Below are 17,613 nucleotides of genomic sequence, written 5' to 3'. Positions count from 1 at the left end.
AGCAAACGCCCTACCCAACGACGAATCCGGATCCAAACGCATAAACCCACCTACCCAGCCTGTTCCTCTGCCGTCAGGTCACACACACATACCCGCGCGCGACACACATGTGCGCAACCCTACCAACGTGAGTGTCGTCCTCGCGTCAGAAGCAAGGGCCGGGAGGTGCCTGAACCGCTCCGGGATCGGTGGAGGTGGTATGCCCCGGGTTCAATGGGGTCGGGTTGCTGGAGGATTGACTACCCGGCGGCCTTCAGAGGCCCGTCATGCCCCGCAGCTATCCGCTCGAGTTCCGCCGCCGTGTCCTCGATCTGGTCGGCTCCGGCCGGAAGATCGCCGAGGTGGCCACGCTCCTCGGGATCAGCGAGCAGACCATCTATGTCTGGCGCCGCCAGAATCTGATCGGTACCGGGCAGATGCCCGGTGTCCCAAGCCATGAGCAGTCCGAACTGGCCGCAGCACGCAAGCGGATCGCGGAGCTCGAGGGGGAGCTGGCCGTCCACCGGCGGGCATCGGAACTACTCGGGGAGACCACCTCCCGTAAGACATCGTTTCACTTGGTGAGTCGTCGGTAGTTGAGGAGGCTGGTGGAGATGGCGGTGAACGCGAGGAAGTGTTCGGGCTTGCGTTCGTAGCGGCGGTGGAGGCGTCGGCAGCCTGCGAGCCAGGACATGGTCCGCTCGACCACCCAGCGGTGTCGGCCCAGTCTCTGCGAGGTATCGATACCGCGGCGGGCGATGCGGGGTGTGATGCCTCGCTCGCGGAGCCATCGCCGCAGGTGGTCGTAGTCGTAGCCCTTGTCGGCGTGGAGTTTCGCAGGCCGCCGGCGCCGGGGACCGCGCCGACTGCGCACGGGTGGGATCGAGGCGACCAGCGGCTGCAGCGCGAGGCTGTCGTGGGTGTTGGCAGCCGAGATGCCGACGGCGACGGGGAGGCCACCGCGGTCCACGACCAGATGGATTTTCGATCCGCTCTTGCCCCGGTCGGTCGGATTCGGTCCGGTCAGCAGCCCCCTTTGAGGGCTCGGACGCTGACGGAGTCGACGGCGAAGCGTGACCAGTCCAGGTCGCCCTGGGCTCCGAGCTCGTCGAGAATGACGCGGTGCAGACGGGCCCAGACCCGGGCCTGGCTCCAGCGGGAGAAGCGCCGGTAGACCGTGGGCCAGGCAGGCCCGAAAACCGGTGGCAACTGCCGCCACGAACAGCCTGACGTGGCCACGAACACGATCGCAGCCAGACATTCGCGGTCCCCGGCCCGCCGCCGGCCACCACCTTGTGCACGTACGACCACCGTCTCCGGCACCACCCGCCGGAACAACTCCCACAGCTCATCCGGCACCAGGCGCTCAGCAAGACTCGTCACACCAACACAACGACCCCAGCCACCAAAGGAAACGAGGTCTAAAAGAGCGTTTTGTCCCGGCAGAGGTGTTTGGCTGCGGTATGGGTGGCCGAGTGGGCTGGGACTGCTGGGTCTGGGTTCGTTGTCCGTGATGTGAGAGACGGTTGAAGCGATCTCAGGGCACGCTTCCGCCCGTTCGCTCCTGTCTGATCCCAAGGAGCACCCACTCACCCCTGTTTGCGCCCTGTGGCGGGGTGTCTGCCGACGGAACTATCGAAACATGTCCCGACAGCGGCCGTATCCGAGTGACCTGTCCGATGCCCGATGGGAACTAATCGAGCCCATTCTGTCGGCCTGGCGGGCCGAGCGGCGAGGGAAGGGCCTGGACATCGGGCGGCCGCCCGAGCACGACCTGCGCCGGATCATAAACGCGGTCTTGTATGTGGACCGGACCGGGATCCCCTGGCGCTACCTTCCCCACGACTTCGCGCCGTGGGAAACCGTCTACGGATACTTCGCCGCCTGGCAGAAGGACGGCGTATTCGACCAGCTCAACGGCCTGCTGCGCCGATTGGTCCGGGAGGCCACAGGCCGGAATGCCGAGCCGAGCGCGTGCGTGCTGGACGCACAAAGCGTCAAGACGTCCGCCCACGTACCGGCCGGCGGCCAGGGCCGACACCGGCTACCGGACCAGGGCGATTGAACACGGCGCCATCCTCGGCATCGACGTTGAGGTCACCCGCCGCGACCCGGGCCAGAAGGGCTTCAAGGTCATCCCGCGGCGCTGGGTCGTCGAGCGGACCTTCGGCTGGCTCATGAACCACCGTCGCCTGGCCCGCGACTATGAAACCCACCCGCACCGCTCCGAAGCGATGATCCGCCTCGCAATGATCGACCTGATGAGCCGCAGGCTCACACGAGAGTCGACTCCGAACTGGAAGGACTCATAGTCGTCGGGCCACGCTGACCCGCGCGTTCTCGCCCCTCATCGCCTGTGGCCAGCGGTCATCAATGACACCCGCAGCTTCCCGGCAGGCGCCACAGGCGTTCTCCCGCTCCGGCAGCCACCAGTGGACCGACGGCGACATGCCGGCTTCCTGGATTCCGCACAACGTCCTGTCGAAGAGGCCGAAAGCGTGGGAGACGTCGACGGGAAGGCCGTCCGCGACGGCCCTCTCCCAGCGCATGTCCACGGGCAAGTACGGCGGCCGCGAGACCTCGAACCACTCACCACCCACATGGGTGGCGGCGTGACACCAGGAACAGGACCAGATCTCCTCTTCCCCCGTAGTCGGCAGCGCTGGCCATCGCCACATCGCACGTCCACACACATCGCACTCCACGGGCGGATCCTCACACGCCTCCGTGCGTGACCCCAATCCGCTCACACCGCGCGACTTACCAAACACCCCCGCCGGGACAAAACGCTCTTTAAAGACGGTTCGAGGCCATCCGAGTGATGGCCGGCGAGGGGCGTTCGGTGCAGCGGGCCTGCCGAGCGGTGCACGTGGCGGAGTCGGGCTACTACGCCGACCGGCCACCCTCGGCCCGCTCGGTGCGGCACGCATGGCTGACCGATGCCATCGTCGGTATCCACTCCGCCTCCTGCGGCACCTACGGCTTCCGCCGCATTCATGCCGAACTCGACCTGGGATTAGGTATCCGCGTCAGCCACGGCACCGTAGAACTGCTGATGCAGCGGGCCGGCCTGCAGGGCCTGCCCGGCAGCCGTCGCCCCCGCCGCATAAGGCAAACGCCGTCGGCCGCCGACCTGGTGGAACGCAACTTCACCCGGCACGCCCGCGACCAACTGTGGGTCACCGATATCACTGAACACCCCACGACGGAAGGCAAGGTGTACTGCGCGGTGGTCCTCGACACCTTCTCCCTTAGGGTGGTGGGCTGGTCCATCGACGCCTCGCCCACCGCGGCCCTGACCACCAACGCGCTGAGCATGGCCATCGGCAACCTCGTCCGCAGCCGGGCGGCACGATCATCCACTCCGACCAGTTCAGCTCGTGGGCCTTCACCGAACGCGCCCGGGCACCGGCCTGCTGCCCTCCATGGGATCCATCGGGGACTGCGTGGACAACGCGATGATGGAGTCTTCTGGGCACGCGTCCAGGTCGAACTGCTCGACCGGAAGCGGTGGCGCACCCGGCTGGAGCTGTCCACCGCGCTCTTCGAGTACCTGGAGATCTTCCACAACCGACGGCGCAGGCACTCCGCTCTGGGCAAGCATGCTCAGCCCAGTGGAGTACGAACTGCGTGCAGAACCTGTAGCGTGAAATCAGGTATCCCGACTCCGTGTAACCCGGGGCAGGCCAGAGCCTCCATCAGACCCGGAGCGGTTCATTCGGCAGCCCGGCATGACCTGTCGCACCGGTTGAGGAAGTCCAGAGCTTGTGACTCCCGGCCGCCTCCCATCGCCAGAGCTGGCGCCCCGTACCGGGGGTCCCGGGACAGGAACTCCCCTACCCCACACGTCTCCACCAGCCGGAAAGTTCACCCTGTGACGCGGTCGTCAGTATGAAGGGCCGGACCAACCGCGATGCGGCCGGCTGCCCGAAGCCAGCAAAGCCGCAGGAAACGCTCGGTGCCAGCCAGCCCTGGGCCCGAAGGACGACGCCCCAGAGCCGTTTCCGGCCACAGGCAGAGTGAGGTTTGAGCTCCCCTCATCACACGGGTCTTGCTGATCCGAAGTGTCATTCGCGGCGATGTGAATCCAGCTCGCTACGGTTCTGCTCTCCTTCACATGTGCGTGATTGACCGCTCGCAACCAGGGTCCCGGGTTGCTGCCGGGTGCGACAGCACGCGACAGGGTGAGCACGACATGGCGGAAAGGGGCCTCACTCACACACCTACCAAGACTCGTATGTGTACCTGATCGGCAAGGTATTCTTGGCTGAATCTCGCCGTATCTTCGGCGTTTCATATGTTCCTGTCCAAGCCATGATGTGAGTGGCCGCTCCGGTGGCACAGAACAGAAACCGCCGAAGAAGATTTTGGATGCACACGACTCCTCACATGTTCGATCCCACCGTGATCGCGGCTGCTTTGCTGAAAGAATCGGACGCGGCCGACCGACGGCGCCTCGCCGACGGCGCGCTGCGGCCCGGCGGCCGTTATGGCGATGCCGACATTCCTTCGCGAAGCCGGAAGTCTCACCTGTCCACCGCGCTTCTCCCGGCTGCATGGGTGCTCAAAAGAGCGGCCCGTGCCCTCGTGGAGCCCGGCATCACATTCGGAGGCTTCGCTTTCAGCCCGGACCGAGTGCGGGACTTCATGTTCCGATAGGCCCGACTTAGAGGAATAACGACGTGCGAGGGCCATTTCTGCCATGTCGGCCCAGCGGGGGAACGGCGTCTGCATCTAGGAATGGCCCCAAGCGCTGTTCAAATGGGGCCGAGCGAACCATGTGAAAGATGAAGGAACGTTCTTGCGTCCGCCATCGCGGTCGTGTTTTGGTGAGATCGTATGCAGCGAAGATCATCATTCGCCGGGAGACGCGGAAGTATGGCCTCCTGCGGGTACACGATCGCTCCGGGGCCGCCACGGTGGCGAGACGCCAGCCCTGGGATTCAAGGACTTTCTCCATGATTCGAAAGGTCAAAAGTTGCGGTATTCGAACGAGGATGAATTCCATGGTATAGCCGCCACTTCAACAGCGAAAAATTGCCTGGCGGCTGGTCGAGCGGACGCTCCGCCGTCACAAGCACTCGCCGGAAACGACCGTCGGTCCCTGCGGGCCGCTGCCATGCGAATGGCCGAGGAACGCCTGCGTGAGGCGGATCTCAGCCCAACCATGATCGCTCAGGGCCTGAACGTATCGGTCCGCACGCTGCACCGGTCCTTCACGGGAACCGGTGAGTCGATCATGGGGTACGTACGTCGTCGCCGTTTAGAGCAGGCACGGGATGCCCTCCTCTCCGGAAATGGCGAAGCCAGTGTGTCCGAGATCGCACAGCGCTGGCATTTCGCCGACAGCAGCCACTTCATTCGTGCATTCCGTGTGCGGTTCGGCACGACCCCGGCGCGGATCTTCCATTTGGCCGCCGACACGTGAGCCTCTTCTTCGAAATGGCTCGACGAGCCGAGTGTGGGTGTCATGACCCGGATCGACGCGAAGCGCATGCGCCACGTCGGCCGGCGTAAAAAATTTCCGAATTCCTGACGGCCCCGGGCCGACCCGGACCCATCGGCCGCGTTCGTGAGTTCTCGCGGCCGGTGATTCGAGCGGGCTGGTCGATGGTGGCCGCCCGGATCAGCCCAGCTCTTCCCGGTGCCCGGATGAGGGCGGTCGCGGGTCGTCGCTCACGTCGGGCAGGCATGGAAGGCACCGGCGAGTGTCCCGCGAGCGCGGGTGAGGCCGAAGGCGAACGCGGGCAGAGCGAGCCCGACGGCGTTCACATGGCGGCTGCCCGAGGGTGTGGGTGCCGAACGGGCCCGCCCCGACTCGGAGAACGCCTGTTCCACGACGACGTGGCGCCGGTGATCACACTCGGACTCTGCCAGTGACAGCGTCGTCTTCCCGGCGTTCTCGTCGCTCGGGGCGACGGCTTGCCCGCCGGGGCGTGCGTCCGCGCGGTGACGGGAAGACGGCGCCAAGTGACGGCAGACCGCGATCATTTCGGCGGCGCGGTCTGGTGGCGGCCGTCACGGGGCAGGCTCCACAACAGCTCGAATGCCGCAGCCGCTCTGCGCCAGTCTGCCGCAGAGATCTCCGTCGCCGCGGGAGTTTCCGTTTCGGCCCGACGTCTTTGATGTGGTCCGGCCGACGGGATCCCACGCAGCTTGCGAACTGGACGATCGGATGATCGTCCAGCTGGCGCCACGCGACCTGCCGCCGGGGCCGGGCTCTGCAGGAACACGGAGTCGTCCCGGCGCCGCATCCCACCCGGGCACGTCGCGTTCTCCGTCGACGACGTGCCCGGGACAGTGGCGTACGCGGGCCGCCTCGGGTATCAGATCGCCGAAGAACCACCCCTGACCGGCGAAGGGACTGTCGCGTTCCCGCTCGATCCCGACGGCCACTGGATCGAGATCAACGACTTCCAGGGCCGGGGCGTCTCCGAGCCGGACAGCGCTGGCATCAGCTTGTCCAGCAGCGAGGTGGTGGAGTGACCGTCCACGAAGGGCACGGTGACCACTTGCCCGCCCCAGGCACGCACCGTCTCCGACTCGGGCAACTCCGCCGTGTGGTAGTCACCGCCCTTGACGAAGATGTCCGGACGCAGCGACCGCAGTGCGGTCTCCGGCGTGTCCTCGCCGAAGACCAGTACCGCGTCGACCGAGCGCAGCGAACGCAGCATCGCCGCCCGGTCCGCCGCGGACAGCACCGGCCGTTCGCTGCCCTTCAGCCGGGCCACCGATTCGTCGTCGTTGATGCAGGCGATCAAGCAGTCACCCAGCTGACGCGCTTCTTCGAGCATCGCGGCGTGGCCACGATGCAGAAGATCGAAGCAACCGCCGACCGCCACCACCGTACCGCCGGCGGCCCGCACCCGGCCGGCCAGGACGAGCGCGTCGTGTTCCGGCCCCGAGGGGTCGTGCTCCGGACGATCGCTGACGTACCGGGGCCCTCCGTTCTCGACATAGGCGGTGGCCGCCTCGGTCGCCGCCGCGACCGCCGCCGCCGGAGTGGCGCCACCGGCCAGTTGGACGGTGGCAGTCGCCGCGAAGCGGTCTCCCGCCCCGCAGGCGTCGTGACCCATGACGTGCCGGCTGTTGACCACGAGTGGCGTGTGCGCCCCGCGCTGCATCAGGACCGCGCCGCGTATGCCACGCGTCACCACGACCTGCTCGACCCGCCACTGGTCGAGCAGGTCACGTGCCGCCGCGACGTCGGCACTCAGATCGTCCCGCCCGGCTATGCGCTGCCGGCCGGTGAGTCCTGCCGCTTCACGGCTGTTGGGGGTGACCAGCCGGACGCCGGGCACGGCCCTCGCGCCCAGCGGATGCGGGTCCCACACAGTCGGTACCCGGCCGGTCGCTTCGGACAGAAGCCGACGGACTCCGGGCAGCGCGGCCACCCCTCGGCCGTAGTCCGACACGAGAATGCCGTCGGCCGTGGCGAGCGCGTCGGCGGCGTCCTCCAGGTTGGTCGAGAGGATGTCGCCGGCCGGGCCTGCCTCGTCGAGCATCAGCAGGGTCCGGTCGGCTGTGCGGATACGGGACTTGACCGGTGTGGGACCGCTCAGACCGAGATCGACGACCCGGACGCCGGCGTCCTTGAGCAGCGAGCGGAGCGCAGCGCCTGACACGTCCTGCGACAACGCGGTCACCAGCGTGACAGCGACGCCACCGGTCGCCGAGAGAGCCGCGGCGAGACCGGCGCCGCCCGGCCGTTCGGCGACATCGAGGTCGGCGAGGACCGGGACCGGGGCCTCTGGGGAGAGCCGGCTAACCGAGCCGGTGCTGTCCCGGTCGAGCAGTGTGTCGCCGACCACCACGACCCGCAGACGCTTCGCGGTGCCGGTCCGCCGGGCAGGCACCACCGCAGCCGGACTGTCCACGGGAGCCGGCAGCGCGGGCGGTTCGGGAACAGCGAGCACCGCCGGTGAGCCTGCCGTCTGCTGTTCGACCAGGCGTTCCTCGACCGCCGCCGCGAGCAGATGCACCACCACGAGGTGGCACTCCTGGACATTGGCGGTGGTGGCTCCGTCGATCGTCACCGCGTCATCGGCGAGTTCGGTCAGCGGACTGGGGCCGGGGCCTGTGAGGGCCCATGTCGTCACTCCGGCGGCACGGGCCGCTTCCGCTGCGCGCAGCAGGTTCGGGCTGCGGCCCGACGTGGACAGGAGCAGCAGGACATCGCCAGGCCGCGCGTGCGCCTCGATCTGGCGCGCGAACACCTGCTCGTAGCCGTAGTCGTTGGCCACCGCCGTCACGGTCGACGTGTCGGCGTGCAGGGCGATCGCCGCGACTCCCCGTCGTTCGCGTTTGTACCGCCCGACGAGTTCGGCGGTGAGATGCTGGGCTTCGGCCGCCGAACCTCCGTTGCCCGCGACGAGCAGTGTCCGTCCGGCGCTGAGCCGGTCGGCGAGTTCGGTGCCCCAGAGCGTGATCCGGTCGACATCGAGACTGGCCAGCGCCTGTGTCAGGCCGTTGAGATGGCGGTGACCATCGTCTGTGGAAGCCGATTTATCGGCCATGGTTTCTCCCTCGGTGACACACAACATCAGCAGAATGGTCCGTAGGCCGTGCATTGCACCGCCCGCATCATGCTCTTCGGTGGATCGACCGTGATCGACGCTGACCACCACGGACGCGAGGATCGTGGCCGGGTTGCTGTTCGTTGTTCGAGCAGGCAATTTCCGAACGTAGAGCAAAGAAGGTGCCCCGGTCAGCAAGAATAGACTTTGCGAGCCAATTTACTTGAGCTTGGCGCCAGCTTTATAACGGGAGCAAGGAAAGGCAATCTTGTCCACATTGTTCCGGTTCGCGCATCTCGAATGAGGACGGCCCGGAAGCTGGCCCGGAAGTTCAATGAGCGTCTTTCCTTCCCGCGTGCGGTACCGGGTCGAGTGCCCGTCTGGCAGCACTGTGAAGTCGCGTCGCGGAGTGAACCGGGCACTGGCCTCGCCGGCCCGGAGGAAGAAATGACCTCGGAGCCAGACGAGTCGGCGATGGAGGCTGACCGAGCGGCCGGATCCGTGCGGGCGCCGACCAAGCAGCACACGCCCGTCCCCCCTGGAAAGGAAGAAAACAAGGGCACCGTTCTCGACCCGCCCTGGACCCTTCGCCTTGACGTCGCGGACGTAGTCCGGTCGGCGAAATTCCATGCGGCTGTTCTGCAACTCGAGGAGGTCGTCCGCTTCGAGCTGGACGATCGGGTGATCGTCCAGCTGACCCCGGCCGGCCGGCCACCCGGGGTCGAACTCTGGCAGGAGAAGGGGCTCACCCCGGCACCACACCCCACCCAGCACGTGGCGGTCTCCGTCGACGACGTGCCCGGAACAGCGGCGCACGCCCGAGCCCTGGGATATCGGATCGCCGAAGAACCGCGTCGCATCGGCGGCGAGACCGTCGCGTTGCTGCTCGATCCCGACGGCCACTGGATCGAGCTCAACGACTTCCGGGGCCGGGGCGTGGCCGACGTCGGGAAGGGCCGGCGTCAGCTCGTCCGGCAACGATGTGGAGTAGCCATCCAGCAACAGCGCGGTGACCACTTGCCCCCCAGCACGGACCGTTCCGAACGTAGTGCAAGGAAATAGCTCAGGCCACCAAGAATAGAATTTGTGAGCCAATCATCTTGAGCCCGGCACCGATGTCCCAACAGGAGCACGATAATGTGCCCTTGTCTGGATTGCACTGTTTCGCACGTCCGGAATGAAGGGCGTCCGAAACCTGGCCCGGAAGTTCAATGAACGTTTCCCCTCCCCGTGTACGGTTCCTAGTCAAGTGCCCGTCGGGCAGCTCTGTGAAGGTTAAATACGAGGCAATCGGCCGCGGCGCTGAACTCGATCTGTAGGGATGTAATGAGCAATCCTCGCATCATTGCGAAAGGCGATCATCCGGCATCGGTCGACATCCTTGTCGTTGGCGGTGGGCTCGCCGGACTTTATCTGGCGCACCGGATAGCCGCCACCCACCCGGTAGCCGTTCTGGTGGTCGAGGCAGGTCCTGATGCCGGATCTGACCACCTCCGCTGGGAGAATGACCAGGAAAAGGCCAACCAGCTCTGGCTCGACCCGGATTCCGACCCCTTTTTCTGGCAGCCCTACCGCGCCACCGGAACCGGTTTCGAAGGAATTTCGGGACTGCGCCGTCGCCTCGGCGGCCGGGCACTCTACTGGGGCGGCGTCACGCTGCCGGTCGAGCCATGGGCCATGGAGCCTGCCTCCTGGCCGCCCGAGGTCGTCGCCGAGCTGACCGATGCCTGGCAGGGCGGTCCGTCGCTCTACGCCAGGGTCATCGCCGACCTCGAGAAGTGGACGGGCGGCCCCCTGACGTCCGAGCGCGAATTCCAACTCGGCGGCCGCCGGTTCGCCGAAGTGCCGCGGGCGGTTCTCGCCGCCGAGGATTCCCCGCGCTGGCGTGCATGGTCCCCGCTGGAGATGCGGCCCGGCGAGCAGCAGCCCGGCACCGTCTCTGTGCTCTGTGACCACCAGGTGGTCGCCGTGGCCGCGGGGCCGGACGGATCCGTGTCCGGGGTCGTGGTCGAGAACGACGGCCGGCGGACGGTGATCGGGGCAGGGCGGGTCGTGCTCGCCGCCGGCACGATCGAGAACAGCCGGCTGGTGCTGCAGGTGCTGGCGTCGGCCGATGCCCAGCCGACCGTGCTGCCGGGCTTGGTCGACAAACTCGCGCAGGGCTTCGTGACGGCGCTCGACCCGGCCGTCGTGCCGGACGCGATCCGTTCGCTCGCCGACACCGGTGGGCTCTTCCGCACCCCGGGGCCCCCGGGGTCACGGTCCAACCTCCTGCTGAGCGCTCAGCGGAACAGACACGGCCTGGTGGTCGTGGACTGCTACCTCATGGGCGAACAGACACGCGATCCGGGAGGCCGGGTGTGGTGCGAGCCCGGACCGGAACTGCCCTGGCCGACATACGTGGCCGGTCGTCTTGGCGCCGCCGACCAGCAGGTGATCGCTGCCCAGCGACTGGAGCTGCAGCGGATGTACGAGCTGCTCCACGAAGAGGCCAGCCCCACCGGGCACACGCTCGAGTTCAAGGAGCCCTTCGGAAACACCGATCTCGCCGGCTGGGTCGCTGCCGGTGAGACCATGGACACGCCCGGCAGGCCGGTGACGTACAGCTTCCCGCTGGGCTGTGAGCAGCACGAGGCCGGCACGCTCCCGCTGGGAGGCACGCTGGTGGACGAGAACGCCCAGGTGCGCGCCGTGCGCGGTCTGTACGTGTGCGGCCCGGCGACGTTCCCTCGCACCGGTGCGGCCAATCCCGCGCTGACCATCCTCGCGCTCGCCGCCCGGCTGGCCGGAGAGCTCACCGAGGTGAGTCGATGAACACCCGCTCGGCCCCACACCGCAACGCGCTGCTGTTCCTCAACGGTGGGCTGGGCAACGGCATCATCCTCGCTCCGCAACTCGCCGCTCTGGAAGGGACGTTGCCCGGTCTACGGTACTGGTCACCGCCCAACGCGGTGCTGGAGGCGGACTGGGTACACGAAGCGCTCGGTCTGCGCGGCCCGATCGCCACGCTGCCCGCCCTCTGGCGGCGGTTCCGCCCCGCTGATCAACCGGCCATCGTCGAGTTCTGCGAGGAGCACGACGTCACACTGATCGTCAATCTCCGGTACGAGGAGGAGCGGTACGACGGTGCCTACCTCGCCTTCCGCGAGTCGGCTGCCGGTCTCGGTGTCGAGTGCTGGGACCTGCATGAGCTGAGCACGGCCGAGAAGCTCCAGCCGTTCGGCATGCAGAGCGAACTTCACCTGCGTCGGCACGGGGTGGCGACCGACGGCCTCACCGCGGACTGGCTCGGCGACCACTGGATGCCGCGCCCCGGGCTGACCGGCATCTGTGTGGGCGCCAGCATCGAGTCCAAGCGGTGGCCGCTGTCCCGCTGGTCCGAGCTGATCGATGGCATCGGCCCGGTCGAGGTGTGCTCGGGGCCGGACGAGTCGGAGCGGGCGATCGCCCGGGAACTGGCCGCCCGTCATCCGGACCAGGTCACGCTGTGCCTACCGGAGACGATGACGGAGTTGCGGGACTGGATCGGCGGCCTGTCCCGGCTGCTGACCAACGACTCGCTGGGGCTGCATCTGGCCGCGGCGCTCGGCTGCCCAACAGTCGGGCTCTACCTCGTCACCGATTCGCGGATCTGGTCACCGGTAGCAATCCCGGGCCGGTTTCAAGCGGTACAGAGCCAGTCCGCGCGCGAGTGCGCGTTCATGCGCGTGAACGGCACGTGCTCCAACTACTACCAGGGGTGTCACGACACCTGCCGGGACGGGATCACGGTGGCTGACGTGCGCGCCGCGCTCGATCGTCTCGACCCGGCCGGCGTGAGCGCGCCCGATCATTTCAGCAAGGAAGAGGCAGCAGCATCATGAGGAATCGTGCGATCGCGGTCCTGGGCGGACGGTCCGGCAACGCCGGAAGCACCTCACTGGCGCTCGCCGAGGCTGTGGGCACCGAGATCGGGCGCCGCGGATACGGCATGGTCACCGGCGGGGAAGGCGGTATCGCCGAGGTCGCGCAGGTCGCCTGTGTGGCGGAGGGCGGACAAACACTGGGTCTGCTCAAGTGGAACCGGCTGGACGACGCGACCTCCGCCACGACCTGGGCGCTGCCCACCTCGATGGACCTGGCCCGCAGCAACATCCTGAACTGGGCCGGAGACGGCGTCATCGCCTTCGAGGGGCGGTACGGGACGCTGGGCGAGATTGCGCTGGCGCTGGACACCGGGCGCCCGTTGATTGTGCTGGGCAAGCAGCCGTTCCTGGACGAACGCGCGCTCGACATACCCACGTGCCGGTACTTTCCGGACCCCAAGGCGGAGGAGGCCGCAGCGATCCTCGACACTCTGGAGGAGCTGATCGAGGCGTGCGCGCCGGCGGCGGTGCGGCCTGGCGCGGCGCTGTTCGGTGACGCCACGGCCACACAGAACTCCGTTTGCCTGCGCCGGACGGTTCCCGAGGACCTGGCGCTGTTCCAGCGGGCGTTCGGCGATCCCGAGGTACGACGGTGGTGGAACCAGTCCGCGCAGCCCGAGGACCTGGCCCGCTTCCAGCACGAGCGCTGTCTGCAGATCATCGACGACGGACGGTCGGTCGGTTTCATCGAGTACAAGGTCGACGACGATTCAGACACCGTGTGGCCGAAGCTCGTGATCGCCGCCCCTGAGGACCGCGGCCGCGGTCTCGGCGCCACCGCGCTGGCCGTCTTCGCGGCCGCCGTCTTCGAGGCCGGACATGCCCGGGTGGCGCTCCTGTCCGATGTCGACAACGACCGCGCCCTGCGATGCTACGAGAAGGCAGGTTTCCGCACGGTCGGACGGCTGCGTTCCCGCCTGCCGGGCCCGGCCGGACGGCGTGACGCGCTGCTTGTGGACCTGGTGCCCGGTGACCTCACGTCTGCCGGGGAGAAGAAGCATGAGGGCTGATCCGACGGGCTCGGTCTCGGCCGGGCCCCGCCTCCTTGCCGGACCGGACTCGGACTGCCGCGGGGTGTCGGCATGAACGCAACTCCGCCCGCCCCCGCCGGCGGAGCCGAGTCCGCCCGTACCACGGTCGTCCTGGAATTCCCGGGCAGCGGGACGTCCGGACGCGTCCGGGCGATGCGGCTGGAGAGCCTGGGCTTCTCCACCCGGTATCTGCTCGACGAGTTCCGGCCGCGGGCGACGGCGATCGAGGAGTACGCCGGGCAGCTGTTCGACCGGCTCGCGGACGAAGACGTCGGCACGATCGTGTCCCACTGCGGTGCGACCGCCATCGCCCGGCACCTGGCCGCGCGCTACCGGCGGCCGCCATCACTGGTGGCGCTGAACCCGGAGCTGACCGTGGCGCGCGGGGTAGCCGACCGGCTGCGGCAGGCACTGGCCAAGATCGCGCTCCCGGCGGAGACGGCCGCCCGCTATTACGCCGACGCCGACACGGTACGCGAGGTCATCTGCCGGTGGCTGCCGGACATCGAGGCGGCGATGGCCGCGTCGTACTCCGGACCACCGCACAACTTCGGAACGGTGGCCGACAGGCTGGCAGGGATGCAGGCCGACTGGTTCGCACATCTCACTGCCGCGTGTGATCCGGCCAAGTTACCGGCCGGCCCGGAGGAACTACACCTGGTGTCCCGGGACCATCCGTGCGAACCGGACTGTTCCGCCGAGCACCGGACGATCGAGGCCGACCGGCCGAATTTCTTCACGGCGTCGCTGACCAGTGACGCGCTGGCCGGTGTCCTCAGGTCCTGAAACCCCGGCAGACCGGAAGACGCCCTCGGTCGTGTTGACGCCGGTGACCCGTCGGCGCGTTCGGCTGACGCCATGACAGTCACCAGCGGGCAGACCGGCGACGGAACAGACAGACATTGAGACAGGAGATCGATCATGGTGGTCAACGGGCCGACCCTGGCCGAGTTCACGGCGTTGTGCGCGGAGATCTTCGGCGTGCCCGAGTTGTCCGGGGACACGGACTTCTTCGAGGCCGGAGGTGACTCCATCACCGCGGCGCGACTCGTGGTCGAGGTCGAGGAACGCTGGGGCGTGCAGCTCGACATGCGCGAGGTGTTCACCACGCCGACCGTCAACATGCTGCATGCCGGAATCCGTGAGGACTCCCGTGTCGGCTGAGCAGTCAGAGGACAGGACCGTCGTCCTGGTCGACCCGTACTCTTCCGGGGTCGCGCTCGGCCGTACCCTGCGCCGAGCCGGCTTCGCGACCCACGCGGTGCTCACCACACCACGGCCGGACCCGGCGTACACCCGCACCTTCGCTGCGGCCGACCACACCGGGACGACCGAGGCCAGCCTCGGCCTGGCCGAGGTGCTCGACCGCATCGGCCGGACACGCCCGGTCGCCGTGCTGCCCGGGGCGGAGTGCGGGGTCGAGTTCGCCGACGCACTCGCCGCTCGGCTCGCACCCGAGTTCGCCAACGACCCGGAGCGCTCTGTGGCCCGCCGGGACAAGGCTGTCATGATGCGCACCCTGAAGGCGGCCGGGATCCCGACCATCCCCACGGTCGCGGTCGACGACTGGCGCGGCTGTGCCGAGGCGGCCGCCGCGTCAGGGCTCTCGACCGAGACAGGCGAACTGGTGGTCAAGCCGGCCCGCAGTTCGCTGTCGGACGGGCTCACTCTCGTGCCCAGGGGCGGCGATCTCACGGCGGCGGTCCGGGACCTGCTGGGTGTGCGCAACCTGCTCGGCACCGTCAACCAGACCGTCCTGATACAGCGGCGCATGTACGGCACCGAGTACGTGGTGGACACCTTCACCCAAAACGGCCGTCATGCTGTCACCAACGTCTGCCGGTACAACAAGGTCCCGGTCGGCGACAGCTTCGCGGTCTACGAGAGCACCGATTTCCTGCCCGAGGACTCACCCGGGAATCCCTCGCTGATCGCCTACGTCCGCCGCGTCCTGGACGCGCTGGGCGTCCGCTTCGGCCCCTGCCACTCCGAGGTGCTGCTCACCGACGACGGGCCGGTGCTGATGGAGACGGGCGCGCGGCTGTCCGGCGCCGGCTTGGCAGGCGCCACCGAGCTGGCCACCGGCGGCAGCGCGCTCTCGCGCTACGTGCACAGCCTCAGGGGCGGCACACCCGACCAGACGGACTACACCCTCCGGCGCCGGGTACGCGGGGTCTATCTGCTCTTCGACGAGTCGGGCACCGTGAGCAACACTGCCGTGCTCGACCGGGTGCGGCTCCTGCGCAGCTGCCGGCATGTCCAGCTGCCCCTGCGCGACGGGGACCGCGTCGAGCGGTCCACCGGGCTGATGTCCACGATGAACCAGGGCTGGGCGCTGCTGGCACACCGCGACCTCGACCAGGTGGAGGCCGACCACGACGAGTTCCGCCGTATCCAGCATGACCTGCGCGTGCGGCCGGACGAGGAAGGCAGCTCGTGAGGCCGGCGATCGAAGTGGACGGCATCGGGCGGTCGTTCGGCCGTGCCGGCGCGGAGGTCACGGTCCTGCGTGACGTGACCTTCACCGTGGCGCCGGGCGAGATCATGGCCCTGCTGGGCGGCAACGGCGCGGGCAAGACCACCCTGCTGAGAATCCTGTCCACGGTGCTGACACCCGACCGGGGAGCGGCCCGGATCCAGGGGTTCGACGTCGCTGCCCAGGCCCGCCAGGCCCGCGGGGCGCTGGGGGTGTCCTTCGGCGGGGACCGCGGCCTGTACGGGAGGCTGAGCGCGCGAGAGAACCTGCGCTACTTCGGGACGCTGTGCGAACTCGGCGGCCGCGCGCTGACCGCGCGCATCGCGGAGGTGCTGGAGCAGGTGCATCTGACGGAGGTGGCCGGTCGGCGCGTCGAAACCTACTCCAAGGGCATGCGCCAGCGGCTGCACCTGGCGATCGGCCTGCTGGGCCGCCCCTCGGTGCTGATGCTCGACGAGCCGACCGTCGGCCTCGACCCGTACGAGGCGCAGAGCCTGCGCGACACCGTGCTGGCACTGCGCGACGAGGGGGTCGCGGTCCTGCTCACCAGTCACTACCTGCTCGATGTCGAGCGTCTCGCCCAGCGCGTCGTGCTGTTGCGGGAGGGGACGGTTCAGCACGAGAGCGAACTGGGCGAGTTCATCTCCCTGGCCGAGCACGTCGCCACCATCGTGGTCCGGGGTGAGGGGCCGCTGCCCGACCTGTCCGCGTCGCAAATGGTCGACACGGCGGTGCGCCGCGAGGCGGACAGCTGGGAGGTCGCTCTGCGTCTGCGGGAGTGGGACGCGGATGTGTTCACCGAGATCGGCCGCCTGTTCGGCGGTGTCACGGTGCGGGAGGTACGCGTCGACGACATGCGTCTGGAGGAGGCGTTCGCGCGCCTGGCCGGTGTGACCGCCATCGGCGAGCAGGTGAGCGGACGGCCGGCGTGATGCGCGGCACAGGGACGGCGGCGGCGCTCGCGGGCACCGCTCGCCACCAGATCCTGATCTACGCGGCGGCGTGGAAGTTCACCGTGGTCTTCGGCGTCGTGCAGCCGGCGGTATTGCTGCTGGTGAACCTGAACTCGATCACCGACCCGGTGTCGGCCGGACGCGTGGTGTCCGGCGTCGTGCTGATGTCGCTCTGGACCAATACGGTCTGGAATGGCGCCAGCATCCTGCAGCTGGAGCGGGTCGAGGGCGTGCTGGCGGCGGGACTGTTCGGGCTCCGGTCCGCGCTCGTCGTGCTGATCGGCAAGTCGGTCGGGTCGAGCCTGCTGTCGGCGGGATCGGTACTGGCCACGGTCGGCGCGACGCTGGTTGTCCTGCGCCAGCCGATCGATCCCGGCCCGCCGGTGTGGATAGTCGCCGGCCTGGTCGTGGTACTGCTCTCCGGCACCGCACTGGGCGTGCTGCTGTCCTGCGTCTTCCTGGTGAGCCGGTTCGGTTCGCAGATCTCCGGCGCGCTGATGTACCCCGTGTTCCTCCTCAGCGGCCTGTTGATTCCCCTCAGCCTGATTCCCCGGCCGGTCCGCTTCCTCTCCTGGCTGATCAGTTTCCGGTGGGCGATGGAGTTCTTTGTCTCCTGCGCCGCACGAACACCCAACCTGCGGTACTTCGGCCTGACGATCCTGCTCAGCGCCGGCTACGCCGTCCTGGGGCACCGGGTCTTCGCCTACGTGTCCCGGCGCGCCCGGGTCGACGGCACACTGGATCTGGAGTAGC

16 protein-coding genes and 2 pseudogenes are annotated in these 17,613 nt (G+C 68.2%); 16 read left to right on the top strand and 2 right to left on the bottom strand.

From position 1 onward, the window contains the following. Positions 1-266: 266 nt before the first annotated feature. A complete protein-coding gene (locus ACZ5K7_RS46305) occupies positions 267-575 on the top strand; it encodes a transposase (RefSeq protein ID WP_468924285.1) in 309 nt (102 codons plus the stop codon). Here the strand turns inward: ACZ5K7_RS46305 and ACZ5K7_RS46300 are convergent. Continuing rightward, positions 554-1,362 (bottom strand): IS5 family transposase gene (locus ACZ5K7_RS46300; protein ID WP_468924282.1). Its coding sequence is split into 2 segments (ribosomal slippage): positions 554-1,008 and positions 1,008-1,362, totalling 810 coding nucleotides; the frame shifts between segments, so codons are not numbered across the junction. The two genes, ACZ5K7_RS46305 and ACZ5K7_RS46300, sit on opposite strands and share 22 nt — an antisense overlap. 259 nt (positions 1,363-1,621) lie before the next feature. Between ACZ5K7_RS46300 and ACZ5K7_RS46295 the strand changes: the two are divergent. The 6 genes and pseudogenes from ACZ5K7_RS46295 to ACZ5K7_RS46270 form a co-directional block, all read left to right on the top strand. Beyond that, positions 1,622-2,291 (top strand): annotated as a pseudogene (locus ACZ5K7_RS46295) (transposase). A 61-nt stretch (positions 2,292-2,352) separates the two neighbouring features. Then, a complete protein-coding gene (locus ACZ5K7_RS46290; protein WP_468924280.1) occupies positions 2,353-2,595 on the top strand; it encodes a hypothetical protein in 243 nt (80 codons plus the stop codon). 205 nt (positions 2,596-2,800) lie between these two features. After that, positions 2,801-3,874, top strand: a complete 1,074-nt coding sequence (locus ACZ5K7_RS46285) for an IS3 family transposase (RefSeq protein WP_468924278.1) — start codon at positions 2,801-2,803, stop codon at positions 3,872-3,874. 476 nt (positions 3,875-4,350) lie between these two features. After that, positions 4,351-4,638, top strand: coding sequence for a hypothetical protein (locus ACZ5K7_RS46280; RefSeq protein ID WP_468924275.1), 288 nt, complete (start codon positions 4,351-4,353; stop codon positions 4,636-4,638). A 466-nt stretch (positions 4,639-5,104) separates the two neighbouring features. Beyond that, the gene (locus tag ACZ5K7_RS46275; RefSeq protein ID WP_468924272.1) at positions 5,105-5,407 is read left to right on the top strand and encodes a helix-turn-helix transcriptional regulator; all 303 of its coding nucleotides are present in this window, start codon (positions 5,105-5,107) and stop codon (positions 5,405-5,407) included. 860 nt (positions 5,408-6,267) lie between these two features. Next, positions 6,268-6,327, top strand: a pseudogene (locus ACZ5K7_RS46270) (hypothetical protein); the annotation flags it as partial. Here ACZ5K7_RS46270 and ACZ5K7_RS46265 read toward each other — a convergent pair. After that, the gene (locus tag ACZ5K7_RS46265) at positions 6,306-8,495 is read right to left on the bottom strand and encodes a PfkB family carbohydrate kinase (RefSeq protein ID WP_468924269.1); all 2,190 of its coding nucleotides are present in this window, start codon (positions 8,493-8,495) and stop codon (positions 6,306-6,308) included. The pseudogene ACZ5K7_RS46270 and the gene ACZ5K7_RS46265 sit on opposite strands and share 22 nt — an antisense overlap. A gap of 300 nt (positions 8,496-8,795) precedes the next feature. On the opposite strand from ACZ5K7_RS46265, the gene ACZ5K7_RS46260 reads away from it, so the two are divergent. From ACZ5K7_RS46260 to ACZ5K7_RS46220, 9 genes are all read left to right on the top strand, one after another. Beyond that, complete coding sequence (locus tag ACZ5K7_RS46260; protein WP_468924266.1) at positions 8,796-9,557, top strand: VOC family protein; 762 nt, start codon at positions 8,796-8,798, stop codon at positions 9,555-9,557. A gap of 264 nt (positions 9,558-9,821) precedes the next feature. Beyond that, positions 9,822-11,309: an FAD-binding protein gene (locus tag ACZ5K7_RS46255; protein ID WP_468924263.1), complete on the top strand. Its 1,488-nt coding sequence runs from the start codon at positions 9,822-9,824 to the stop codon at positions 11,307-11,309. Then, on the top strand, positions 11,306-12,358 hold the full coding sequence (locus tag ACZ5K7_RS46250; protein WP_468924260.1) for a glycosyltransferase family 9 protein: 1,053 nt from the start codon (positions 11,306-11,308) through the stop codon (positions 12,356-12,358). The genes ACZ5K7_RS46255 and ACZ5K7_RS46250 overlap by 4 nt, the downstream gene beginning before the upstream one ends. Beyond that, positions 12,355-13,410 (top strand): GNAT family N-acetyltransferase, encoded by a 1,056-nt coding sequence (locus tag ACZ5K7_RS46245; protein WP_468924258.1) that lies wholly within the window; start codon positions 12,355-12,357, stop codon positions 13,408-13,410. Before ACZ5K7_RS46250 ends, ACZ5K7_RS46245 begins: the two co-directional genes overlap by 4 nt. A gap of 72 nt (positions 13,411-13,482) precedes the next feature. Next, positions 13,483-14,217 (top strand): hypothetical protein, encoded by a 735-nt coding sequence (locus ACZ5K7_RS46240; protein WP_468924256.1) that lies wholly within the window; start codon positions 13,483-13,485, stop codon positions 14,215-14,217. Between the two features lie 135 nt (positions 14,218-14,352). Beyond that, on the top strand, positions 14,353-14,595 hold the full coding sequence (locus ACZ5K7_RS46235; protein WP_468924254.1) for an acyl carrier protein: 243 nt from the start codon (positions 14,353-14,355) through the stop codon (positions 14,593-14,595). After that, complete coding sequence (locus tag ACZ5K7_RS46230) at positions 14,585-15,871, top strand: ATP-grasp domain-containing protein (RefSeq protein ID WP_468924252.1); 1,287 nt, start codon at positions 14,585-14,587, stop codon at positions 15,869-15,871. Before ACZ5K7_RS46235 ends, ACZ5K7_RS46230 begins: the two co-directional genes overlap by 11 nt. Beyond that, positions 15,868-16,839 carry an ABC transporter ATP-binding protein gene (locus tag ACZ5K7_RS46225; RefSeq protein WP_468924249.1) on the top strand — a complete coding sequence of 324 codons (972 nt, stop codon included), beginning with the start codon at positions 15,868-15,870 and terminating at the stop codon, positions 16,837-16,839. The genes ACZ5K7_RS46230 and ACZ5K7_RS46225 overlap by 4 nt, the downstream gene beginning before the upstream one ends. Further along, entirely contained in the window at positions 16,839-17,612 is a 774-nt protein-coding gene (locus tag ACZ5K7_RS46220) for an ABC transporter permease (protein ID WP_468924291.1), read from the top strand. The genes ACZ5K7_RS46225 and ACZ5K7_RS46220 overlap by 1 nt, the downstream gene beginning before the upstream one ends. Position 17,613 lies beyond the last annotated feature (1 nt).

This window comes from Streptomyces sp. NPDC031497, assembly GCF_055580905.1.
This window is presented reverse-complemented; position numbering and strand designations above follow the sequence as displayed.